Origin of the sequence: Bradyrhizobium sp. Gha, from assembly GCF_900113735.1 — a bacterium.
GTDB lineage: Bacteria > Pseudomonadota > Alphaproteobacteria > Rhizobiales > Xanthobacteraceae > Bradyrhizobium.
The window spans coordinates 82,417-103,476 of sequence record NZ_FOQM01000004.1; the positions used below are offsets into that span (position 1 = coordinate 82,417).

Annotated in this window: 22 protein-coding genes and 1 pseudogene; 13 read left to right on the forward strand and 10 right to left on the reverse strand. The window is 60.7% G+C overall.

Annotation, left to right across the window (positions count from 1 at the left end; genetic code table 11):
* Window positions 1–55: 55 nt before the first annotated feature.
* Together BM222_RS08425 and BM222_RS08430 are read left to right on the forward strand one after the other, a co-directional pair.
* Window positions 56–703 (forward strand): class I SAM-dependent methyltransferase, encoded by a 648-nt coding sequence (locus tag BM222_RS08425; RefSeq protein ID WP_502690877.1) that lies wholly within the window; start codon window positions 56–58, stop codon window positions 701–703.
* 366 nt (window positions 704–1,069) lie between these two features.
* On the forward strand, window positions 1,070–1,453 hold the full coding sequence (locus tag BM222_RS08430; RefSeq protein ID WP_092227831.1) for a hypothetical protein: 384 nt from the start codon (window positions 1,070–1,072) through the stop codon (window positions 1,451–1,453).
* Between the two features lie 113 nt (window positions 1,454–1,566).
* On the opposite strand, the gene BM222_RS08435 is transcribed toward BM222_RS08430, so the two are convergent.
* On the reverse strand, window positions 1,567–3,099 hold the full coding sequence (locus BM222_RS08435; protein WP_092227832.1) for a calcium-binding protein: 1,533 nt from the start codon (window positions 3,097–3,099) through the stop codon (window positions 1,567–1,569).
* 578 nt (window positions 3,100–3,677) lie between these two features.
* Window positions 3,678–5,117 carry an undecaprenyl-phosphate glucose phosphotransferase gene (locus BM222_RS08440; protein WP_177243087.1) on the reverse strand — a complete coding sequence of 480 codons (1,440 nt, stop codon included), beginning with the start codon at window positions 5,115–5,117 and terminating at the stop codon, window positions 3,678–3,680.
* Between the two features lie 204 nt (window positions 5,118–5,321).
* On the opposite strand from BM222_RS08440, the gene BM222_RS08445 reads away from it, so the two are divergent.
* Window positions 5,322–5,999, forward strand: a complete 678-nt coding sequence (locus BM222_RS08445; protein ID WP_092227834.1) for a nucleotide-binding protein — start codon at window positions 5,322–5,324, stop codon at window positions 5,997–5,999.
* Window positions 6,000–6,088: 89 nt separating this feature from the next.
* Here BM222_RS08445 and BM222_RS08450 read toward each other — a convergent pair whose 3' ends face one another.
* On the reverse strand, window positions 6,089–6,502 hold the full coding sequence (locus BM222_RS08450; protein ID WP_092227835.1) for a hypothetical protein: 414 nt from the start codon (window positions 6,500–6,502) through the stop codon (window positions 6,089–6,091).
* A gap of 52 nt (window positions 6,503–6,554) precedes the next feature.
* On the reverse strand, window positions 6,555–6,833 hold the full coding sequence (locus BM222_RS08455; RefSeq protein WP_092227836.1) for a hypothetical protein: 279 nt from the start codon (window positions 6,831–6,833) through the stop codon (window positions 6,555–6,557).
* A gap of 572 nt (window positions 6,834–7,405) precedes the next feature.
* On the opposite strand from BM222_RS08455, the gene BM222_RS40935 reads away from it, so the two are divergent.
* Window positions 7,406–7,576 (forward strand): hypothetical protein, encoded by a 171-nt coding sequence (locus BM222_RS40935; RefSeq protein ID WP_177243088.1) that lies wholly within the window; start codon window positions 7,406–7,408, stop codon window positions 7,574–7,576.
* Between the two features lie 108 nt (window positions 7,577–7,684).
* Here the strand turns inward: BM222_RS40935 and BM222_RS41955 are convergent, their stop codons facing one another.
* Window positions 7,685–7,933, reverse strand: coding sequence for a hypothetical protein (locus tag BM222_RS41955; RefSeq protein WP_244547072.1), 249 nt, complete (start codon window positions 7,931–7,933; stop codon window positions 7,685–7,687).
* Between BM222_RS41955 and BM222_RS08460 the strand changes: the two genes are divergently transcribed.
* From BM222_RS08460 to BM222_RS08465, 3 genes are all read left to right on the forward strand, one after another.
* Complete coding sequence (locus BM222_RS08460) at window positions 7,820–9,271, forward strand: EAL domain-containing protein (RefSeq protein WP_244547066.1); 1,452 nt, start codon at window positions 7,820–7,822, stop codon at window positions 9,269–9,271. The genes BM222_RS41955 and BM222_RS08460 overlap by 114 nt on opposite strands.
* 1,048 nt (window positions 9,272–10,319) lie before the next feature.
* Entirely contained in the window at window positions 10,320–10,475 is a 156-nt protein-coding gene (locus BM222_RS40940; RefSeq protein ID WP_177243089.1) for a hypothetical protein, read from the forward strand.
* Window positions 10,476–10,619: 144 nt separating this feature from the next.
* A complete protein-coding gene (locus tag BM222_RS08465) occupies window positions 10,620–10,985 on the forward strand; it encodes a VanZ family protein (protein WP_092227838.1) in 366 nt (121 codons plus the stop codon).
* A 54-nt stretch (window positions 10,986–11,039) separates the two neighbouring features.
* Here BM222_RS08465 and BM222_RS08470 read toward each other — a convergent pair whose 3' ends face one another.
* Window positions 11,040–11,468 carry a CHRD domain-containing protein gene (locus BM222_RS08470; RefSeq protein WP_092227967.1) on the reverse strand — a complete coding sequence of 143 codons (429 nt, stop codon included), beginning with the start codon at window positions 11,466–11,468 and terminating at the stop codon, window positions 11,040–11,042.
* Between the two features lie 499 nt (window positions 11,469–11,967).
* Here BM222_RS08470 and galE point away from each other — a divergent pair, with 499 nt between their 5' ends.
* Window positions 11,968–12,954, forward strand: coding sequence for a UDP-glucose 4-epimerase GalE (gene galE, locus BM222_RS08475; RefSeq protein ID WP_092227839.1), 987 nt, complete (start codon window positions 11,968–11,970; stop codon window positions 12,952–12,954).
* Window positions 12,955–13,052: 98 nt separating this feature from the next.
* Here the strand turns inward: galE and BM222_RS08480 are convergent, their stop codons facing one another.
* The gene (locus BM222_RS08480; RefSeq protein ID WP_092227968.1) at window positions 13,053–13,499 is read right to left on the reverse strand and encodes a hypothetical protein; all 447 of its coding nucleotides are present in this window, start codon (window positions 13,497–13,499) and stop codon (window positions 13,053–13,055) included.
* A gap of 508 nt (window positions 13,500–14,007) precedes the next feature.
* On the opposite strand from BM222_RS08480, the gene BM222_RS08485 reads away from it, so the two are divergent.
* Together BM222_RS08485 and BM222_RS08490 are read left to right on the forward strand one after the other, a co-directional pair.
* Entirely contained in the window at window positions 14,008–14,676 is a 669-nt protein-coding gene (locus BM222_RS08485) for a hypothetical protein (RefSeq protein ID WP_092227840.1), read from the forward strand.
* A gap of 19 nt (window positions 14,677–14,695) precedes the next feature.
* The gene (locus tag BM222_RS08490; RefSeq protein WP_092227841.1) at window positions 14,696–16,846 is read left to right on the forward strand and encodes a CHASE2 domain-containing protein; all 2,151 of its coding nucleotides are present in this window, start codon (window positions 14,696–14,698) and stop codon (window positions 16,844–16,846) included.
* Window positions 16,847–16,853: 7 nt separating this feature from the next.
* On the opposite strand, the gene pobA is transcribed toward BM222_RS08490, so the two are convergent.
* On the reverse strand, window positions 16,854–18,026 hold the full coding sequence (gene pobA, locus BM222_RS08495; protein ID WP_092227969.1) for a 4-hydroxybenzoate 3-monooxygenase: 1,173 nt from the start codon (window positions 18,024–18,026) through the stop codon (window positions 16,854–16,856).
* A 49-nt stretch (window positions 18,027–18,075) separates the two neighbouring features.
* On the opposite strand from pobA, the pseudogene BM222_RS08500 reads away from it, so the two are divergent.
* Window positions 18,076–18,980: pseudogene (locus BM222_RS08500) on the forward strand (helix-turn-helix domain-containing protein).
* Between the two features lie 8 nt (window positions 18,981–18,988).
* On the opposite strand, the gene BM222_RS08505 reads toward BM222_RS08500, so the two are convergent.
* Entirely contained in the window at window positions 18,989–19,375 is a 387-nt protein-coding gene (locus BM222_RS08505) for an SPW repeat protein (RefSeq protein ID WP_092227842.1), read from the reverse strand.
* Window positions 19,376–19,398: 23 nt separating this feature from the next.
* On the opposite strand from BM222_RS08505, the gene BM222_RS08510 reads away from it, so the two are divergent.
* Together BM222_RS08510 and BM222_RS08515 are read left to right on the forward strand one after the other, a co-directional pair.
* Complete coding sequence (locus BM222_RS08510; RefSeq protein WP_092227843.1) at window positions 19,399–19,581, forward strand: hypothetical protein; 183 nt, start codon at window positions 19,399–19,401, stop codon at window positions 19,579–19,581.
* A 217-nt stretch (window positions 19,582–19,798) separates the two neighbouring features.
* Window positions 19,799–20,410: a LabA-like NYN domain-containing protein gene (locus BM222_RS08515; RefSeq protein ID WP_092227844.1), complete on the forward strand. Its 612-nt coding sequence runs from the start codon at window positions 19,799–19,801 to the stop codon at window positions 20,408–20,410.
* A 21-nt stretch (window positions 20,411–20,431) separates the two neighbouring features.
* Here the strand turns inward: BM222_RS08515 and pcaG are convergent, their stop codons facing one another.
* On the reverse strand, window positions 20,432–21,058 hold the full coding sequence (gene pcaG, locus BM222_RS08520; RefSeq protein ID WP_092227845.1) for a protocatechuate 3,4-dioxygenase subunit alpha: 627 nt from the start codon (window positions 21,056–21,058) through the stop codon (window positions 20,432–20,434).
* Between the last annotated feature and the right edge of the window lie 2 nt (window positions 21,059–21,060).

The following is a 21,060-nucleotide window of genomic DNA, read 5'->3' on the forward strand; positions in this document are numbered from 1 at the left end:
GCGAGAGCAACGTGTTAACTCCCGGGAATAGGGACCATGTGCATATTGTTCTTGGATTGATTGCAGAGATGGTTGGTTTTGTAGGTTCGGCGCTATGAAAAAGAAGGTACTCAACGCTGGAAGCGGGCCGGTGAACCCCGAGCGATTGCAGCGCAGCTTCCGCAGCGAAAACTGGCAGGAAGTCCGCATGGACGTCGACTCTCGCGTGTCGCCAGACATCGTTGGCTCGCTCGAGGACCTCAGCCCCGTAGCAGACAAGAGCTTTGACGCGGTCTATTGCTCGCACAGCCTCGAGCATCTTCATCCACATGACGTCCGCTCAGCGCTGCGGGGGATCTTCCGGGTGTTGAAGCAGGACGGGTTTGCGTTGATTACATCGCCGGATCTGGAGCCCGTGGCAGCTCTCGTCGCGCAGGGCCGCGGAGATGAGGTCGCCTACCAATCCCCACTCGGTCCGATCACTGCGCTCGACATGATCTACGGACACGCTGCCTCGATCGAGCGAGGCAACTTCTATATGGCGCATAATAGCGGCTTCACCGAAGAGCGTATCGCTCGCCTGCTCCTCGAGGCGCGCTTCGAGGAAGTGCTCGTCATCAAGGGAAATTGCTACGACTTCTATGCTCTGGCCCTGATGCCACAGGCCAATAGAGCTGAGATCCTGAGCGAATTGCTCAGAGGCGGCCTCAACTTCATGGAGTAATGACACTCAAGCAATTGACGTAGCCGCTGATGGAACAGCGGGCAAATTGACGTCTTCCCAATTCGATCGGCATCACATGAGTCCGATCCCATAGAACCCCGCCAAAACATACTTGTCGCCGTAAGGCTCTCGTCAGTCTGTCGCCCTAGTTTCCTCGAAGACGGGGGATCAACGTTGTATCGCGCCACGAGACGGCATGGCTGATTGTGCTCGGGCTGCTTGCGCTCGGCTTTGCCGTGGACTCGCCGTGCACCACGATCAATCGCTGAGGCGGCGACGCGTCGCGACAGTCTTTTCGACGCTCCTCGTGGAGTGGACAAGGCCCCTGGCTCAGGACAAACTTCCACCGACACAGACGGGAGATGAATGATGCCCGATGCACCAGGGTCAATCCGGGTCCTTTCGACGCGCGCCCCCATCGCGGACGAGGATGGCAAGGACATTACCATTCCACTTCAAACCGATCAGAACGGGATCATCGAGGCAGTCTTTTCCCGCGAAGCTTTGACGGAAGTTGCCTTCCAATTGGGTCAGGCCGCGCGGCAGCACGGCAGCCCGGCACGACTGTCGATGATTCCGCGTCGGATCAGTGTCATCAAGGATCACCGTTCCCCTGATACCTTTCTTCACATGGAAATCGACGACAGCACCACGTACATCGTGCCGGTCGGCCCACGGCTGCTCTCGACTTTAATCGATGGCTTGGACCGCGCACGACGGGTGACGCCACCTGTTTCGACGCGCCAATAGGCCGGCCTCTCTCAACATGGGGGCGCACGAGCCAAGGCGGCACTCCACGAAGGCCCGAACGAAAAAAAACGCCCCCTGAAGAGGGGGCGTTTTCGATCGACGGATAGTTAGGGTCAGGAAGGCTTGTAGTCGGTGTTGCCGAAAATAATATCCTGCACGTTCGTGAACGTCAGCGTGTGGCTGCCGTCCGTGACGGTGGTAACGCCAGCAGTCGTGTTGATCGTGACATCGGTCGTGTTGAGGCCGTCCATGTAGGCGACGTTGCTGCCCGCGCCGCCGTCGATCGTGCTGTTCGTAAGCGAGGTGACCTCGAATTGATCGTTGCCCGAACCGCCCGTGATCGACGCGCTGCCCGAACCGGTGATGAACAGGTTGTTGCCCGAGGACGTGCTGGCATTGATCGTGTCGCTGCCCGAACCGGCCCAGACCGTGTTGGCGCCGCTGCCGGTGATGGTCGCGCTCGCAACCGACGCACCGTCCAGATGAGCCTGGTTGCCCGAACCCGAGATGTTGATGACGTCGATGCCCGAACCACCGAACAGCGTGTCGTTGCCATTGAGCGTGAACGAGTCGGTACCGGAGCTGGCACCCGCATACATCAATGTTGCACCGGACCCCGCCACGAGAGTGTCGTTGCCGCTGCCGTTGGCGTACATCGTGTCGTTGCCGCTGCCACCGGTCATCGAAACGTTGCCTGAGCCGGATGCATAGAACGTGTCGTTGCCGCCACCACCGTTCATCGTGGTGTTGCCACCAGCACTGGAGATCAGCGACTCATTGCCGGTGCCGCCGGTGATCGTATCGTTACCGGAGCCGGCAATCAGCGTGCTGTTGCCGGAACCACCGACGATCGAATCGTTACCGCTGCTCGATGACTGGATACGGTCGTTACCACCGCCCGAAATCAGCGTGTTGTTGCCAGAACCAACCGACGTGATCACATCGTTGCCGGTGCCGCCTACCAGCGAGTCGTTGCCGGCACCACCGAACAGCGTATCGCCACCATTTCCAGCAATCAGGGTCTGGCTGCCGCTACCCGCATAAAGCTGGTTGTGGCCCGTGCCGCTCGCTTCAAGCGTATCGGCACCCGAACCGCCGTACATCGTATCGTTGCCGCCGCCACCGAAGAAATGATTGGCACCGCCATGCGTATCGACGAAGAGGTCGTTGCCCGTTCCACCATAGATCGAGCTGTTGCCCGTGCCTGCGATCAGGACGTTGTTGCCACCGGCGCCGTAGATGGTGTCGTTGCCACCGCCTGCGGTGATCGTGTCGTTACCTGACGATCCCCACACGATGTCATTACCGGTGTCGAGCAGCGTAATTTTGGCCGGCCCGCCATCCTCGATGACAATGCCGACGCTCTGGGAACCGTATACCGCGAGGTTTCCACCGGGCTCGACGCCGATCAGTGCGTCGTTGGCGTCAGTCGTGATGGCTGCGGGCGAGTCGCCATCGAAAATGACGTTCGCACTGGGATCAACCGGCTGATAGCCATTTACCCCTTGCACCGCGATCGTGCTGGTGGGGGTCCCGAAAAACCCTTTCGAAATCAGATAATTATCGATTTCCGTCAGGGTCTGTGAATCGACGTGAGCTCCAAGCAACGCGTTAAATTGAGCTTCGGTATAATCGTAGGTAGCCATAATCACTGCCCCATTCCAGCTCGAAGGCGAAACATGCCTATCGGCTCATTTCCAACGTCGGTCACCCAACGTCACTTAGCTCGTAGGCTGCACCTTCCGCCCGAAGAACGGGCGGATTACGAGCTATGCTTCATTTCCGACGTCGGTCACCCAACGCCACCTAACTCGTCAGCTGCACCTGTCCGCCCGAAGAACGGACGGATTACGAGTTATGCTTCATTTCCGACGTCGGTCGCCCAACGTCGCCCAACTCGTAAGCTGCACCTTCCGCCCGAAGAATGGACGGATTACGAGTTATGCTTAACTTGCCGTTACCTGGTCGCATAAATGCCGTATAGTTTCCAAGGAGTCAATGCTCGCGATTGTGCAGCGCGATCAAAAAAATTTCTATTTGATTTCAACCCGTTAGCTTCCGCCGCGCGTCGTCAATGCCTCAATCCCGCGCGCATCTGCCCAAGGGTGGAGCAGCGAATCTACGGATATGACAAATCCGTTCATTTACGGAAGTTTTACTTTTTGCTATGCGGCGGCTGCAAGGCAACGGGTTAACTAACCGGCAGGCACGATCCTCAGCTCACCTAATAGGCAGACGCCTTGAGTGCCACGACCGAGGTCTTGATCAAGATTTTGATGTCGAGCCAAGGGCTCCAATTGTCGATATACCAAAGATCGTGATCGACCCGTGCCTTCATCTGAGCGAGCGTCGTTTCCCCGCGAAAACCATTGACCTGGGCCCACCCTGTCAATCCGGGTTTGACATGATGGCGATGTGCATAATTGGCGATCAGCTGGCCGTAATGGTCGGTATGGGCCGCAGCATGCGGGCGCGGCCCGACAAGCGACATCTCACCTCGAAGAATGTTGATCAGTTGCGGCAATTCATCGAGACTGCTTCGACGCAGAAAGCGACCGACGCGGGTCACTCGGTCATCGTAGCGCGACACCTGACGCACGACCGGCCCGTCATCCATCGTCGTCAGCGTTCGAAATTTGAAAATCCGAAATGATGTCCCATTGAATCCGGTGCGCGTCTGCGTGAAAAAAACGGGCCCGCGCGAAGTCATTTTGACCAAGATCGCCGAGATCAACATCAAAGGCAGCGTCGCCATGAGCAAGGCGCTCGCCACCACAACGTCAAGAGCGCGCTTTGCAAGACGCTCCCAAAGGCTCAGCGGTGCACGCTGAATTTCCGCCGCCCACACACCACCAACCGCCCCATCTTGCTGCCCGAGGAAGCGCGCAAATTTGGGATCGGGAAAGAGTCGTATCGGCAGGGGTACCGCGCGAAGCAGCTCCGCCAGCTCGGCGATGCGATCGGGCCTTCCCCAGTCCATCAGGAGAAAATAGCTGTCGACACGATGGTGGGGCCGCGCAGCCTCGATCAGTTCATCACCCACCTCCGCGATCTTGGTCGATGGCGAAAGCACGAAGAAGCGCGCCACATCATACCCGTTGAGTGCAAGGTCCTCCAAATGAGGTCGCCCCTCCTCAATGCGCTGATCGCTGATGACAACCACCTGTCGGGGCGCAATGATTTGCCGGGCGCGGCGGCCGAGTTGTGCGCTAAGCAACCCGCGCGACGCCGCGATGGCACTCCACCCCGTGACGAAGAACGTGATTGTCGCCCCACGGGACACGTTGGGACCAACCTTGAGCAGGAACGCCAGCGTCACCAACATCAGAAACACGGCGACCCAGGCGATGCTGACCTCACGGCACTGCACGAGTGGCTGCATCAAGCGCCGAACCGAGTATCCGCCGCGATACGCGAGGAACGCCCCGACATAGAAAGCGACCGCGCAGGCAAGGCCGACGAAGGTCGAGAGGTCCCCAACTTCCTGCAGCATTACGCCGTGATAGCCAACAGCCGACGCGACGCTGGCCAGAACCAGCACGCAAAGGTCAGTGAAGAACACCGCCGGCCCAACCAGGTAGCCAGGAATTCCGAATCCTCGCCCCGCTCCTGTCTCGAGGCGGCCGGCCTCTCCCGAGACCCGATAGTCGGTAATATCAGCCACGACGAACAACCTGGTCCGGATGAAACCGAATTAAGGAATAATTAACCAGGCCTTATAGGACCAATTTTCATCCGTGGCGAGTCAAATGCCGCCGGCCGACAGTTCGTCTGCGCCTGCCGGCCGGTCACAAGATTGCAACACTCCGTTCTCAACGAGAAAGGCGCAATCAGCGGGACTTGAATATGAATATCATTCGTAAGATTGATGGAGACGGTCGGCGAAACCAGCGCGGCTCCAGGCAAGAGAATTAAGCAAATGCGCTCGGTGATATCAGTTGTCCAGCGGAAGGGCGGCGCAGGCAAGACGACGATCGCGATCAGCCTTGCCGGAGATCTTTACCGACGCGGCATGTTGGTAGACGTCATCGATGCCGATCCGCAACGGTCCGCCGCCGAATGGGCCGCACCAGGCCGGCTTCCGTTTCGTGTTTCGGAGGTCCCGTTGCAATACGGCCAAGCTGGTAACTGGGCAAACCTCATCCGCTCGGCGCCGGGATCGATCACGATCATCGATACTCCGCCTCATGAATATGCGGTCGGCGCGGCCGTCGCAGTCGCCGACGTGGTCGTCTTGCCGTGCACGCCGTCGGGTCTCGACCTGAGCGCGACGGAAGAAACCATCTCGGCTATCGCGTTCGCGCGCAGCAAGCGCGACGCAGACGTTCCAACCTTCCTGGTCCCCAATCGGGTCGATCCGCGCACCTTGGAGGGCCAGCAAATCGTTGACGCACTTAGCGATCTGGGCGAAATCGTCTGCAATCCCATTGCATCTCGGCTGGCCTACGTCAGAGCCTTCTCAGCCGGCATACTTCCCAAAGGTCAAGCCATATCGATTGAGCTCGCTGGACTGAGTGAGCCCGTGCTTGAAGTCATAGCGAGCTGAGGGGCCGTCAGCGGGTACGGTCTCGACTGCGGCGCGTTCGCTCGAGCGTCTCTGATGAAATCAACGTTCGGAGCGGTGAAGCCCCTGCCCTAGCTGCTGAGCCGTGGCTTGAAATCGGGAAAGCGGGAGAGCAGAGCTGCTTTGATGAACTTCAAATGTGACACCGTGGCCCCAAGCTCCTTGAGACGGCGCTGGCCGTTGGAAATGTCGGCTGCGAAGAGATCCTGATGGTGATTGTCGAGCGGCTCACGCTCCAGGTACTCATCCGAACCGTTGCCGAAAGTCACCGCAGCGCGCGCCAACGCATCATCGACCCGCCTGTTCAGGCCGGCTTGCTCGCGCTCTGCAGCGCCCAGCGCACCGTCAACGGCCGCAAATATGGACGCAATGCGCGCGTGATCGGTTTCAGCATCGCGTTCGGCCGATCGCGCCTTGAAGTGCTTCTCTCCAGCGCGATAGTTCAGAAGATTATGCGCGCGAGCTCTGAGAAAAAGCTGGAACATCTAGCAATTTCCGGTTCCGATGCCGTGGGCCAGGAGCATCAATCGGTTATGGTTAAGAATCCTTGAAGCTTTCTGCAGATCCAGCCCGGCTTTGTGCGATCCAGAGCCGCCAAGCTGCATCATGTTTGATGTAGAGCTCTGACCAGCGCATCTCGAGCATCTCCCGGGAACGGCCGTCGCGTTCTCCGCTCCGATCGTCCGCGGCTGAAACGTGCAAGCCATCCAAAGCCTCGAACTCGGTCGTCTCTTCGAGCGAAAGACCTATCATGACGCGTTGACCGAGACCGTCGACAAAATAGCGACGGGGCGCGTTAATCCTATAGTCAAGCATATTATAGCCTACATAAAAATTACGCCAGCTGTAGAGAAGGCCTCATCAAGGGGACCCTCACAAAACGTATGCCGTCAAGAGCTCGACGCCAAGACACGGGCGCATCTAAAATAGCCGGTGCTAAAAGCTCGAGTTGCAAAAACGTGCACACCCTAGAAGACCGGCGTCTTCCGGACAATCGGACTTTCGCGTTAGTGTAACTTCGCCGGGCAGTCCTATGGACGTTCAGGATGCGCTCGTGACGAGCGCATTGTCGAACGCGTGAACCGTTGTCTGCTGGGACGTGAACCATCATTCGCAGCCCACATTGGAGCGGCGTCTTCGAGCCAAGATGGTTACCTCACTCAACGCTCCTGCGGAGAATACTCGTACTTTTCCGGCCTTCCACGCCTGTTTTCAGTGCCGGTAAGGTTGAGCGGTTAGCTTAATCCGCGCTCTTTGTTGCGCGTTTTATCAGATCACTTATCCCTGTGCGCACCGGGCTTCCCCAAGGCTCGGCCCACCCGTCGAGCGAACATGGGTCTTGCTGGACGGCTTTGTACTTTGTGTCGCGAGAGAGGATTTCCAGCGTTATGGCGCGCAAGCCCTGGTCGTTCAAGGAAGACCGTCGATTGATTGAGCTGGCAAAGGGTTCGATCACATTGGAAGAGGCGGCCAAGCAACTCGGTCGATCGCCCGATGCCATCAAGAGGATGGCAATGCGCCTTGGCCTCTCCCTCAAATCCAAACTCGGCACGAAATAGACGTTCCCGGGCCTCGATCCGGATAGGTCCGAGCGGTCTAAACCTAATCTTAGCGCCTGGCGAGCTAAGGCTTGGGTCAACGGATTTAACCTCTCGGGCCGGATGACACTACGGCGGCCAAACCTCGTGCTGGCGGCGCTCGTCCTTGCGAGCACGGCTGCGTTTGGCTTGGCAGGTAACTTCGCCACGACCGGTTTCATCCATCATCAGCAGGCTCGCCAGCTCAACGAGCTGAGCGAGGTCGTGCTCCGCCGATCCGAGGTCGCGGTCGATCTGGCAGCGGCAAGTCTCGACGAACTGGCCGGGCGCGGTTTTGCGAATTGCGATCCGACCGCGTTGCAGGCGGTCCGCCTCCATATCTATCAGCGCTCCGCCATCAAGGACGTCCGGCTCGCCAATCCAGACGGTTCGGTGATCTGCTCGGCGTATTCCGAAACGCTCGAATTCGACAAGGGTTGGGTCGATCGCGCGGACATGCTGAGCTCAGACGACAAGAAGTTGTTGTTGTTCCGGGTCGAGCAATTCGGGGGCGATGCACTCGGCATATTGAGAGACATCGACGCGAAGAAGGCGTTGGTGGCCATTGTCCGCATCAATGCAACCCTGTTCGACATCATGCCGGCCGATTTACGGGACCATAGTGAAGTGTTGCTTGCCTTGAACAGCGGCGAGACCCTCGGCGAATTCGCTTTGGGTACGGACAAAGCACTTCCATCGCCGATCGAATTTCAGAAAACCTCCACGCGCTTTCCCCTTCGAACGACAATCCGCGTCGACCGTGCGGTGCTGTCGCATTGGAACGCCGAAGTCTATTGGCCTGCGATGGCAATCGTCCTGGTCCTGGGCGCGCTTTTCGGCCTGTTGCTCGCGCGGAGCCGGCGGACGGAAGGGCCAATCGCCGACCTCGACCGCGCAATTGCGCGCAGCGAGTTCAAGCCCTACTTCCAGCCGATCTTCGATCTAAGGACGGGCGCAATCAAAGGATGCGAAATCCTGGCACGTTGGCAGCGGGAGGATGGATCCGTGGTTCCTCCCATGAATTTCATTCCGCTCGCGGAGTCCAGCGGGCGCATCCAAGTCATGACGTGGCACCTCCTGCAGCGCGCTCTGTCCGATCTTCGACCACATCTGCGTGCCCACAAGGACTTCAAGCTGTCCCTCAATGTCGTTCCAAAGCATCTGCTGAGTGCCGGGTTCGTCGAAACGCTCCGCCGCACCGTTCTCTCAGCAAGGGTCTCGGCACGCCAGATCATGATCGAGGTCACCGAGCGCGACGAGCTCGACGATCTCGCCCGCGCAGCAGCTCTGGTCGCTCAGCTTCGCAGTTACGGGTTCCGCGTTGCCATAGACGACGTTGGCGTCGGTCACAGTGGCCTGTCGCGACTCAAGGGCTTGGGCGCGAACACAATCAAGATCGACAAATATTTCGTCGATACGATTGCGATCGACGCCTCGACCACCACGATTGTAGAAATGTTGGTCGTTCTGGCGAAGGACCTCGAGATGACGGTGGTTGCTGAAGGAATCGAGACCGAGGACCAGCGCCACGCGCTCATGGCTTGCGGCGTCGAGCAAGGCCAAGGTTATCTGGTCGCAGCACCCCTGCCGTATGCAAGATTCATGGAGCTTCTGGAAGAGCATGCCTCTCGGCGTCGATCGGAGACATCTCACTCAAGCAATGCCATGGTGGCCTAGGCAAGGCCCGAGCTCGCTCATCGGCGGAAAGGTCAAGCTATTTCCGCTTTCGCATCAACCTTGCAGTTCGCTCCGTGGTCCTCGCTGGGCCCGACTCGAGCGCCTCCAATATTCCGACGAGAAATTCCTGGAGCTTTTGATCGGAGCCGTGCCCCTTCTCGGTCGTTGCGCTCCGAGGGCGCGCGGCCTTCAATCGACCCGTCTGGTGCGCCTTTCGTCTCATTTTAAGTTGCTCAACATCGGTTGCGCCTCTCGCAGAGCGATCTGATGACAACGGCCTTGGCAGCACAAGTGCACATTCAGGAAATGATTAAACGGAACCCGGAATCAACAACACAGCGCTCTTGGCGAAGGCTTGCAGCTTGTTAATTCGCATTCGACATCAGCATCGCGGACAAGCTTGCCGCGAAGGCGGCGTCCCGCAGCTTTCTTAACCACGATACGTTCACCCCGCGCAGGTGCAGTTTCTAAATCTGCAGCGGTCGATGCCATTTAGCCGGCCCCTTCCAACGAACCGTCTCCATGGAGAAAAAATAAAGATCTCCTGCCGCTCGTGCTTTCGATCGACTCAAATCGTTCCGTCAAAGCTACAACGCACGGCCTCTGACGTCACGAGAAGACCGGACCGGGACTGCTTGTGGGCCTTTTGCCGGCTCTTGGCCATCTCTCCCTTAACTTTCTTGCGAAGTGAGTTGCTAGTCAAGATTGTCTGGCGCCCAGAGGAGTGGGAGATATATCCTGGATCAAGCCACCTTGCCGTTGAGCACCTTTGCCATGACAGACGCCCCGCCCAAACCTACTCGGCCACCCGTAAGGCTCGTATTGGTTCCGCGTCGCGTTGACGTGGTCAAAGATGGGAAGACCACCGACACCATTTTGCGCATGGAGGTGGACAACGATTTGGTGCTGGTCCCAATCGGCCCGAAACTCACGGCAACCCTCATCGAGGGATTGCAACGCGCACAGCAGATTGCAACAGAGCCTTCCTCCCAACCGCCAACCGACGAGTAGCGCTGGAACCTCAGCCCTTCATTTGGGTTGATGCAAAATGAGCCTGCGACCGTTGTTCCTGGTACTGGCGATGATGGCGATGATGATCGCGCCGTCCGGCGCAGCAGAGCAGATCGGCAGATCGGGGCAGCCGGTTCCGACCCAGCAGAACCGGATCTTCTCGAACCCTCTGGCCAACGTGGCCCCTCCCTGACGCCCTATTGTTCGGCCGCAAGGGGTTGCAGCTACAACCATCCCATGCCTGCACGGCGAAATAGGCCTGGATAGCCGAAGCCCGAGCTTTAACGATGTTCTCGCCTTTCAAAGCCAGACGTCGTCAAAGTGGCTACATTGGGCGATGCGCCGAAATCATCTCATCGCAGCAGCGGGCGTGTGCCTTGCACTCATCGTTTATGCGACGCTGGCAACGCTCTCAGGCAGGCCGGTGCTGATAGGCCATGCTGAGGCCTATTGGGTCGTCGTGATCGAGCGGTTCAGCGCCTATTGCCTGTTGGGCTTCCTTCTATCCTTCCTGCTGCCGGGACGCCTCAGGCTGGCTTGCGCTTTTGTGATCGCAGTCGCCATCGGACTCGAGGTCCTGCAGATGCTGGTGCCCGACCGCGATCCGCGATTCATCGACGTGATGCAAAAGTCAGCAGGCGGAATCGTCGGGGTCTTCCTCGCCCAGACCATTCTCACGTTTCTGCCCAGGCCGCCATCTTGACGGATAGCGGCGTCCATTCACACCGCAGGTGCGAGCGCCATTTCGTTCGACAGATTATTTTGCCATCTGTCCGCGCAGCTCACCGCCCGGATTAGCTGCGGTATGGATGTTCGCATACCATTTGCCAGCGAGCAGGTCCGCAGCCTGCGTCTCCGTGAGAGTTGCCGTGCCATGGATCGGGGTTTGTGCAGACTTGAACGGCAACACGATGCCGGCGTTCTTGCCCGGTTCACTTGGTCCGTGGAAATGCGCGCCCAGCGCGGGACCTGTCAGATCTGAATAGGTCACCGTATAGGTCAGAACCTTGGTGTCGGTGTCGAAAGAAGCCTCGGCCTTCCCAGAACCCTTGCTCGCATTTGGAGGCACCTCGTTGGCGCCCCTGAGATCGGCGTGCAATTTGACCACTTCGGCGCGGGCCGGCGCCGCAGGACAAAGCGGGAATGCAACGACCAACGCGCCCGCCAGGCATACGGCTCTATTCATGGCAACCTCCCAGGTCGGATTGCGTTGGCCTCGATCTGCTCCGGTGTGAAACACCACAGGTCGCCCCAAATTCCGGGCGAGCAATTATGCCTGATTCGAGCCAAAACACGGCGACGCGAAGGCGAGGCTGACGCAGGTGTTTCCATCTCGGCTCTCGCGATCCCCACAACCTTTTGGCTGCAATCGCCAATCAACCCGCTTGCGTGGGGAGCCGATCACTCTATGCTTCGGTGTGTGCTTGCCGGGGGCGCGCCCAGATTTCTTGATATCGAAGGGGATTCGGTTGAGGCTGCGCGAGCTTCGATCTGTTGGTGTTGCAGCGGCAGCCTCTTATCCAGGCCATATTCCCGTTGGAATAGCTCTCGCACGCGGCCGCTCAGCGCCCTTGCGCCGCAAGGAACCAGAGTGGCTCTCGATAGCGCTGCTCGTGTTTTGCGGCGGTCTGCTCGTGGCAAGGCTGGCCTGGATGATCGCTGCTTTTGCGTTGGGGTGAGGGAATATGACAGACCGACCGACTATCCTCGTCACGGGAGGCGCCGGCTATATTGGCTCGCACGCCTGCCGCGCGCTTGCCGCTGCCGGCTATCGGCCCGTCGTTTATGACAATCTGACAACAGGGCATCGCAGCTTCGTCGCCGGAGAGCTGGTGACGGGCGATCTGCTCGATGGCGCGACGCTGGCGCGCACCTTCGCCGACCACACGGTCACGGCGGTGATGCACTTCGCGGCGGCGAGTCTCGTCGGCGAGTCCATGATCGATCCGCAGAAATACTACGTCAACAACGTCCAGGGCACGCTGTCGCTGCTCGGGGCGATGCGCAACGCGGGCTGCCATCGCATCGTCTTCTCTTCGACCGGCGCCGTTTATGGCAATGCCGATTCCAAGGCGCTGTCCGAAGATTTTCCCTGTGCACCGATCAACCCCTACGGCGCTTCGAAATGGATGATCGAGCGCATGCTCGCCGATTATCGCGCCGCTTACGGCTTCGGTGCGTTCTGCCTGCGCTATTTCAATGCCAGCGGCGCCGATCCGGCCGGCGGCATCGGCGAATTGCGTGACAACGAGACGCACCTCATTCCGCGCGCCATGATGGCGTTGCAGGGCCACGCCGAGTTCGCGGTGTTCGGCGACGACTACGACACGCCCGACGGCACCGCGATCCGGGACTATATCCACGTCACCGACCTCGCCGCGGCTCATGTCGCTGCATTGAAACTGCTGGAATCGGGACATGTCGGCGGCAGCTTCAACCTGGGCACGGGCTCGGGCTTTTCGGTGCGCGAAATCCTCACCGCGATCAAGCAGGAGACCGGGCGCGAGGTGCCGCACACCGTGAAGCCGCGCCGCGCCGGCGATCCGACCTATCTGGTCGCCGACCCCACGGCTGCGCGAAAGGTGCTGGACTTCGTGCCGCGCCATTCCGACCTGCCGAGCGTGATCCGCACCGCCTGGGCCTGGCATCAGAAAGCGCATCCGCTGAAATAAGCCAGCCTGGCTTGTACACCGGTGGTGAGCGCCGCGCTTCTCGCGGCTTCAACGCGGTCAAGTTGCGCGCCACGGTATGCAGCCAATCTGGCTGTTGATCATACCGATCCGAGTGGCCCGGACGAGAAGGGCGACCGGAGCCGCGACCGGCCATCGAGCCCCTTCGGCAATTTGTCGGCGTTGAGCTTCACGGCCGCGCATTTGGCGTCAGCGGCCACGGAATCATCCTGGCTGTAGATCAGCGTACACTCGAACCTGACGTCAGGTGCCTCCCTTGCCGTCCCCCAGCACGTCGCCACTGCGCCGTTGCATTGGCCGGAAAGACGGGCCTCGACTTCATCAGGACCAAACACGCTCGTATTACCTTCTGCGTGCCGTTTCACCGTCAGCACGGCCGTGAAGCGCTGCTGATCGACCTGATAGGAGCCGCCATAGGTGAAGAAGCCATCGCGCCCCGAGATCCGCCCGTCTAGCAATTCGACAAGGCCTGTGCCTTGGCCACGCTGGGTCCTGAACCAGGCAGCGTATTTGCCGTCTCTGAGCATGAACAACATCCGTCGCAAAATTCAAACGTATTTGCGACCAACTCAGGGGCGCGACAATGACTGATATGACGCGTATTCCGCCAAGGTTAACGCCCGGCAAAACCATTTCGTCAAATTACCGGCGCGGCATGGCGGCAGTTCGACCCGGCCCGCGTCGAGGCTTTTCTCTCGCGCTGGGACGAGGTGGTGGCGATCCCCGCGCACACTGCGGCGTCATTGCAGAAATCCCAGGCCGGCTCGATACCCTTTGCATCGGACGTGATGGGGAGCGGTCCGAAGCTGGATCGCGCCCCCGAATCCGCTGCGGCGCATTGACATGCTTAGAGAGTAACCCTTTGCCACGGCGCTATTTTCTGCCATCACGGATTTGAACCTGTTCGTGCCAGTGGTGCACCAAGACCAAGAGTGATTTTCATCACTTGTCTGGGCCGTCTCCTGCTAGGCTCGCGCGACGTGGATTAGCGGGATCTGAATCAGTGGACTATCGTTCGAACTGGAAGAGAGAGACATGAGAAGCCTGATCGGCGCCGTGGTCGGCGTGTTTTGCCTCACGGCCCCCGCCATCGCGGAGAGCCCGGCCGCCATCGTCGAGGATGTGCAGGGCAAGGTCGACGGCGTCGAATTCATGGACTATGTGGCGCCCGGCAAGATCATCAAGCTCGGCCCAAAGGCGGGCATCACGCTCAGCTACCTGAAATCCTGTCTGCGCGAGACCATCAGCGAAGGCGTCGTCCTGGTCGGCACTGAGCAGAGCACCGTGCAACTCGGCAAGGTCGAGCGCATCAAGGTGCCGTGCGACACCAACGCCGCGCAGCTCTCCGAGCGCGAGGCGAACCAGAGCGCAGCGACCACGTTCCGCGGCTTGCGAGCCGAAGCCAACAGCCCGCCGGCAAAGTTGCCGACGATCTACGGTGTCGCGCCGCTGATTCAGGCCAAGGCTGGCAGCACCTTGGTGATCGAACGTACCGATGGCAAGGAGCCGATGATCACGCTGCCGCTCAAGAGCGACATCTTGGTCGCCAGAAAATTCTACGACCTTTCGAAAGCCGGCAAGTCGCTGACCGCTGGCGGCAGCTATCTCGCGAAGCTCGGCGCCAAACGCTACACGTTCCAGGTCGACGCCGGCGCCACCGCATCGCCGACGCCGATCGTCGGACGTCTGCTGCGGCTCGAATAGACGGCCCGCGACAGCAACGATGCGGCGGATCGGCAGGCGGGACATCGTTGCGGCGATCCTGATCGCGCTCGTCACGGGCGCGGCTTTTGCGTCCCCCCCGTTTCAGAGACTGCAAGGACTTTCGCTCGACATCCTCACGGCCTTGCGCTGGACCCTGATCGGCGATCACCGTGATCCCGCGACATCGCCGGTCGTCGTCGTCGCCATTGACGGGGAGACCTACGAGACGCCGCCTTTCAAGGGATCACCGACCCAGACCTGGACCCGTGAGATCGCCCGGGTGCTCAACAGCATCACCGAGGGTGGCGCCAAGGTCATCGGGTTCGACGTGATCTTTCCAAGCTCGATCGAGCAATCAGAGATTCCCTTTGGCGATGCATCGTTCGGCAGCCGGGTGAAGGGATTTGACCGCGACTATCTGATCGCGCTCAGGCGGCTCTCCGACGGCGGCAAACTCGTGCTCGGCGAGATTCTCAGCAATGATCATCCGGACAGGCCCGATCACGCGCAGCAACTGGCCGTGAACGGCAACATCCGCGCTCTCAACGTCGATACCGACCCCGACCACGTGATCCGGCGGATGCCCCTGAGCTTTTCCATCGAGGGTCAGCCGGTGCCCGCAATGGCCGTCGAACTTGCCGCAAAGTCGCTCGGCGCCAGGCCTGAGACCGGACCGACCGGCGTAACGGAACTGTCCGGCTACGCGATTCCAGGCACGGTGCCCAACACGCTCTCGCCCAACTTCCGCGGCATGGGCCGCGACATCCCCGCTTATTCCTTCGCCGATCTGCACGCCTGCGTCGAAAAGAGAGACACCGACTTCTTCCGCCGCGCCTTCGACGGCAAGATCGTGCTGCTCGGCAGCATCCTCAATTTCGAGGACCGTAAGCTGACCTCGATGCGCCTGGCCGGTGGATATGACGGGGGCCCGGCGGCGCGATGCGCGCTGCGCGCGCCGGCGAGCTCCGCGCAGCAAGCCCACGGTGCGGTTGCCGGCGTGTTCGTCCACGCCACGGTCGTGCGAAATCTGCTCGAGCATGATGCCGTTACGGAGTTAGGCTTCCCATCGCGGACCATGCTGACGATCACGTTCGCGGCAATCATTGCCTGCGCGGCCTGCATGCTGGCGCCGAGCGGCGCCCTGATGAGCTGGTTCGTGCTCTCCGTCGTCTATGCCGCCGTCGCCGTCGGCACGTTCGTCCATGCGCTTGCACTGCCCCTGACGGAACCCGTTCTGGCGAGTCTCGCAGCGCTCGCCATGATGATCGGCTACCGCTTCATGATCGCCGACCGCGAAGAGCGTTTCCTGCGCAAGAGCTTTGCGTTCTACCTCGCACCGGAGGTGATCGACGGCATGGTCGCCTCCGGCAAGATGCCGGTGCTCGGCGGAGAGACGCGTGACATCACCATGTTCTTCTCCGACCTCAGCGGCTTCTCCTCCGTTGCCGAGAAGATGACGCCGGGCGAGCTGGTCGCACTGATGAACGATTATCTGTCGGCAATGACCGATATCATCGAAAGCCATGGCGGCTATGTCGACAAATATATCGGCGATTCCGTCGTCGCCATGTTCGGCGCGCCCGCTGACGATCCCGATCATGCACGGAACGCGGTCGCGGCCGCGCTTGGATGCCGCGATCGGCTGGTCGAGCTCAACGAAAGCCATCCCGCGTTCCGGGGCCGCGGCCTCGCCCACCGCATCGGGCTGAACAGCGGCGAAGCCGTGGTCGGCAATATCGGCTCGCGCCGGCGCTTCAACTACACCGTCATGAGCGACACCGTAAACCTCGCCTCGCGGCTCGAAGGCGCCAACAAATATTTTGGCACCGTGATCATGGCGTCGGAGATGACCGTGAACCAGAGCCGCAGCGCCTATACCTGGCGCGAGCTCGACATGGTCAGGGTGCAGGGGCGCGACGAACCGATCAGGGTGTACGAGCCGCTAGCAGAGAAGAACCGGGAAACACCGAACCAAGGCATCCGCGCCGCGACTTACGCCCGAGCACTGGAATGCTGGCGCGCGCGCGACTTTGCCAAAGCGGCCGAACTGTTCGAAAGCGTCGCCGGCGACGATCCGCCGAGCCGATACTTCGCCAGGCGTGCCCGGCTATTGACTGAGAATCCACCGCCGGCGGACTGGACGCCGGTGAATGCCCTGGAAGGCAAGTAGGCGCCTCCTAGAACGGCAGTCCCACATAATTCTCCGCAAGCAACCGCTGCGCCGTGTCTGACGACAACAGGTATTCCAGCTCGGTCTGCTGGAGCCGATCTTCGTATTCGGAACGATCGGGAAAACGGTGCAACATCATCGTCATCCACCACGAGAATCGCTGCGCCTTCCAGATCCGCGCCAGCGCCTTGGCGGAATAGCCCTTCAGCCCGGAATCGTCGCCATCCTGATAGTGCGCGAGCATGGCGTGGTAGAGATAATAGATGTCGGAGCCTGCGCTGTTCAATCCGCGTGCGCCGGTCGGCGGCACGATGTGGGCGGCATCGCCGGCGAGGAACAGACGGCCATAGCTCATCGGCTCGGCGACGAAGCTGCGCAGGGGCGCGATGCTCTTCTCGATCGACGGGCCGGTGAGCAGCCGCGCCGCGACCTCATCAGGCAGACGGCGCTTCAGCTCGGCCCAGAACGCATCGTCCGACCAGCCCTCGACGTTGTCGGTCAGCGGCACCTGGACGTAATACCGGCTCAGCACCTGCGAGCGCAGCGAGCACAGCGCAAAGCCGCGTTCGTGCTTCACATAGATCAGCTCCGGCGACACCGGCTTGGTACGCGACAGCACTCCCAACCAGCCGAACGGGTAGACCTTCTCGTATTCGCGCAGCACATCCTTCGGGATCGATTTGCGGCTGACACCGTGAAAGCCGTCGGCGCCGACGATGTAGTCGCAATCGATGCGGATCGTCTGGCTGTTCGACCGGTACGTCACGTACGGCCGGTCCGACGTCAGTTCATGCGGTGTCACGTCCTCGGCATCGTGCACGACTTTGCCGCCGAGGCGATCCCGCGCCTCGTAGAGGTCACGCGTCAGCTCGGTCTGGCCGTAGACCAGCACCGAATTGCCGCCGGAATGCTTGTGCAGATCGATATGGGAGAGGACCCCGTCATGAGCGATCGCGAATCCATTATGGATCTCACCCTCGCGGTCCATCCGCTCGCCGCATTGCGCCTCGCGCATCAATCTGGCAAAACCGTGCTCGAGCACGCCGGCGCGGATGCGGGCCAGGACGTGGTCGCGGCTGTATTTCTCCAGCACGACGGTTTCGATGCCCTTGAGGTGCAGGAGCTGGGACAGCAGCAGCCCGGACGGCCCACCGCCGATGATGCAGACCTGAACTTTCATTTTTCCGTCCTCCATCCGGTATTTTTTGCAGATCACCAGGCCCGGACCGATGGAGGGATCGGCCTTTGTCTTGTACTATTCGAACATGAGAACCGCCGTCCCCGCCCCGGCCATCCGGGTCTATAATCTGTTCGGCGAAGCCGGCGACCTGCCTGACGTCGTCCATTGCGAGACGATTGCGGCGCGCTCGGTGCTGCACGACTGGACACTTGCCGTGCACCGGCATGCCCGGCTGCATCAGGTGCTGATGATCGAGCGCGGCGGTGGCGAGGCAACGCTCGACGGGCGCGTGGTGCCGTTGAAGCCGATGCAGATCGTCAACGTGCCGGTCGGCCATGTCCACGGCTTCCGCTTCGTGCCCGGCACCGAAGGCTGGTCCTGACCATCGCCGCGGAAATCCTCGACGAGGCGCTGCTGGCCGCCGAAGGCCTGCGCAGCGTGCTGTCGCGATCCGCCGTGGTGCGCGGCACGCCGCAGATCCGCGCCACCATGAAGCAGATCTTTGCCGAACACGCCGCGCGCGATTTCGGCCGCGCGCATGTGCTGCGCGCATTGTCGGCGGCCATGATCGGCCTCGTGGCACGTGCGCTCGCGGGTGAGAGCGGCAGCGGCGGCAACTCTGAATCGAACCTGTTCCGTCGCTTCGAAGGCTTGCTCGAACAACATCATCTCGAGCGCTGGACCGTGGCGGGCTACGCCGACGCGCTGGCGATCACGCCGACCCATCTCAACCGCATCACACGCGCGGCGACCGGCGACACAGCCTCGCACCTGATCCTGAACCGGCTGGTCCGCGAGGCACGGCGCAATCTCGTCTATACCAACCTGCCGGTCTCGACGATCGCCTACGCGCTCGGGTTCGAGGATCCCGCCTATTTCAGCCGGGTCTATGCCGCCGCCACCGGGCTGTCACCACGCGCTTTTCGGGCGCAACTCCACGGCGATGAAGGCTGACCCGCGCCCTATTGGTGCGCTCTTTCCGCAGACCCGGCCGATGCTTCATCCGGATGGCGCTTCTCATAATGCAGGAAGAGATCGAGGAGCGCCAGGAGCACGATGAAGACGCCGAAGCCGATGCTTAGATGCATCGCCCGCGTATGCGGAAATCCGAGCAGCCAGGGCGACGCGATGAGCCAGACGCCCATCAGAACGTTGATCCATTCCTCCCAGTCCCGGTAGGCGATTATCGCTGCCAGCGAAAGCACGACGATGATTGCGCTCGTAACCCAGAGGTCGACCTTGCCCTGGCTGTTGGTCAGCTTGAACAGCCACGGCGATATGAAGAGGACGGCGGCGAGAAACAGATTGTAGACGTCAGGGACGGTTTCGCGCTCTTGCAGCTTGCCCATGGCAAACCCTCCGCGAGAGATTTATGGAAGCCAAGATCGGGAAGGCGATTTGGTTCCCGTTCGGCGCGGGCCGGCTGGCTCGACTTTGGTCGCACCTCGCGCGCAACACCCGATTCTCGACGGCGGCCATTGCCGCCGCGTCCATCTACCTTGGTATAGAGGATCGAATCCTTGGGATGAGGCGCCGTTTACTTCCGTACAATTGAGCATGGAATGCGGACGCCTTAACGTGGATGCATTCGGCGCGCTGGCGTCGGTCGCCTCAACCTCCCTCCACCTTGGCGCATGACGGCCACACCCTGTCCGGCCGTCTGCGCCGCCTTTTTCAGTAAAGCCATCGCGACCTCAGTGTTTTTCGGCAGGCAGACAGTCCTCGGGGGGTGAACGTGCGGGCCCATAGGCAGAACCGGAGATCCGTGCACTATGTCTTCGTTTGAGAAGATCGCCCTCTTCATCGATGGCGCCAATCTCCACGCTACCGCAAAGGCACTCGGTTTCGATCTCGATTACAGACGTCTGCTCAGCGAATTTCAGGGCGGAGGTAACCTGCTGCGAGCGTTCTACTACACGACCGTCGTCGAGGATCAGGAATATTCATCAATCCGGCCGTTGATCGATTGGCTCGACTACAACGGTTACACTGTCGTCACCAAACCCGCCAAGGAGTTCGTGGACGCCACCACTGGCCGCCGCAAGATGAAGGGCAGCATGGATGTCGAACTCACCGTCAACGCGATGGAACTCGCCCGCCACGTGAATCACATCGTGCTGTTCTCGGGCGACGGGGATTTTCGTCCGTTGGTAGAAGCGGTGCAACGCCGCGGCGTGCGCGTGACGGTTGTCTCCACGCTAGCCAGCCAACCACCAATGGTCGCCGACGAGCTGCGCCGGCAGGCAGACGTATTCATTGATTTGGCGGGACTGAAGCCAAGGGTGGGACGCGCGCCCTCCGACCGACTCCGAGCGCGCGAGACAACAATGACTGAACAGTTCGCCCCGCGCGGTGGGATGGGTCGAGGCGACCGGGTGGAATGACCCTGCGGCGATGGCCGGATGTCAGACGTCGAAGAAGACCGTCTCCTCCGGCCCCTGCAAATTGATCGTGAAGGAATACACGACCTTGCCGGCACGCTCGCTACGCGTGGCGATCAGCGTCTTGCGACGCACCGGTGGCTCGACCAGATTGAGGACCGGGTCGGCGGCATTCGCAGCTTCCTCGTCGGAGAAATAAAGCCGCGTGTTGAGGCCGATATTGATGCCGCGGGCGACAATCCAGATGTTGACGTGCGGCGCGCATTTGCGCCCTGCCCTGTCGACGATCGCACCCGGCTTGATGGTCTCGAACGTCACCAGCCCGCTCTCGAAATCAGAGCCGGCGCGGCCCCAGCCACGAAACTCCTCGCCCACTGCGCCGGCGGAGCGATCGGCCGGATGATTGTAGCGGCCGGCCGCATTGGCCTGCCAGATTTCGAGCAAGACGTCGCGCAGCGGCGAGCCGCTGCCGTCGAGCACCCTGCCCTCCAGCGTGATGCGCTCGCCTTTCGCATCCGGTGTCACCAGCACGTTGGAGAAATTCTTCTCGAAGATGTCGAAGCCTGCCATGGCCGGGATCAGGCCGATATGGACGTAGGGGCCGGCGGTCTGTGACGCGGTTTCCTTGAGATAGTTGAGCGGCTGCGGCATGG

Excerpts from the sequence above, each read along its gene's own strand:
- BM222_RS08430 (WP_092227831.1), top strand. The coding sequence starts at position 1,070 with ATGATGCCCGATGCACCAGGGTCAATCCGGGTCCTTTCGACGCGCGCC.
- BM222_RS08435 (WP_092227832.1), bottom strand. The coding sequence starts at position 3,099 with ATGGCTACCTACGATTATACCGAAGCTCAATTTAACGCGTTGCTTGGA.
- BM222_RS08445 (WP_092227834.1), top strand. The coding sequence starts at position 5,322 with ATGGAGACGGTCGGCGAAACCAGCGCGGCTCCAGGCAAGAGAATTAAG.
- BM222_RS08450 (WP_092227835.1), bottom strand. The coding sequence starts at position 6,502 with ATGTTCCAGCTTTTTCTCAGAGCTCGCGCGCATAATCTTCTGAACTAT.
- BM222_RS08455 (WP_092227836.1), bottom strand. The coding sequence starts at position 6,833 with ATGCTTGACTATAGGATTAACGCGCCCCGTCGCTATTTTGTCGACGGT.
- BM222_RS40935 (WP_177243088.1), top strand. The coding sequence starts at position 7,406 with ATGGCGCGCAAGCCCTGGTCGTTCAAGGAAGACCGTCGATTGATTGAG.
- BM222_RS41955 (WP_244547072.1), bottom strand. The coding sequence starts at position 7,933 with ATGGAGGCGGACCGCCTGCAACGCGGTCGGATCGCAATTCGCAAAACC.
- BM222_RS40940 (WP_177243089.1), top strand. The coding sequence starts at position 10,320 with ATGAGCCTGCGACCGTTGTTCCTGGTACTGGCGATGATGGCGATGATG.
- BM222_RS08465 (WP_092227838.1), top strand. The coding sequence starts at position 10,620 with ATGCGCCGAAATCATCTCATCGCAGCAGCGGGCGTGTGCCTTGCACTC.
- BM222_RS08470 (WP_092227967.1), bottom strand. The coding sequence starts at position 11,468 with ATGAATAGAGCCGTATGCCTGGCGGGCGCGTTGGTCGTTGCATTCCCG.
- galE (WP_092227839.1), top strand. The coding sequence starts at position 11,968 with ATGACAGACCGACCGACTATCCTCGTCACGGGAGGCGCCGGCTATATT.
- BM222_RS08480 (WP_092227968.1), bottom strand. The coding sequence starts at position 13,499 with ATGCTCAGAGACGGCAAATACGCTGCCTGGTTCAGGACCCAGCGTGGC.
- BM222_RS08485 (WP_092227840.1), top strand. The coding sequence starts at position 14,008 with ATGAGAAGCCTGATCGGCGCCGTGGTCGGCGTGTTTTGCCTCACGGCC.
- BM222_RS08490 (WP_092227841.1), top strand. The coding sequence starts at position 14,696 with ATGCGGCGGATCGGCAGGCGGGACATCGTTGCGGCGATCCTGATCGCG.
- pobA (WP_092227969.1), bottom strand. The coding sequence starts at position 18,026 with ATGAAAGTTCAGGTCTGCATCATCGGCGGTGGGCCGTCCGGGCTGCTG.
- BM222_RS08505 (WP_092227842.1), bottom strand. The coding sequence starts at position 19,375 with ATGGGCAAGCTGCAAGAGCGCGAAACCGTCCCTGACGTCTACAATCTG.
- BM222_RS08510 (WP_092227843.1), top strand. The coding sequence starts at position 19,399 with ATGGAAGCCAAGATCGGGAAGGCGATTTGGTTCCCGTTCGGCGCGGGC.
- BM222_RS08515 (WP_092227844.1), top strand. The coding sequence starts at position 19,799 with ATGTCTTCGTTTGAGAAGATCGCCCTCTTCATCGATGGCGCCAATCTC.
- pcaG (WP_092227845.1), bottom strand. The coding sequence starts at position 21,058 with ATGCCGCAGCCGCTCAACTATCTCAAGGAAACCGCGTCACAGACCGCC.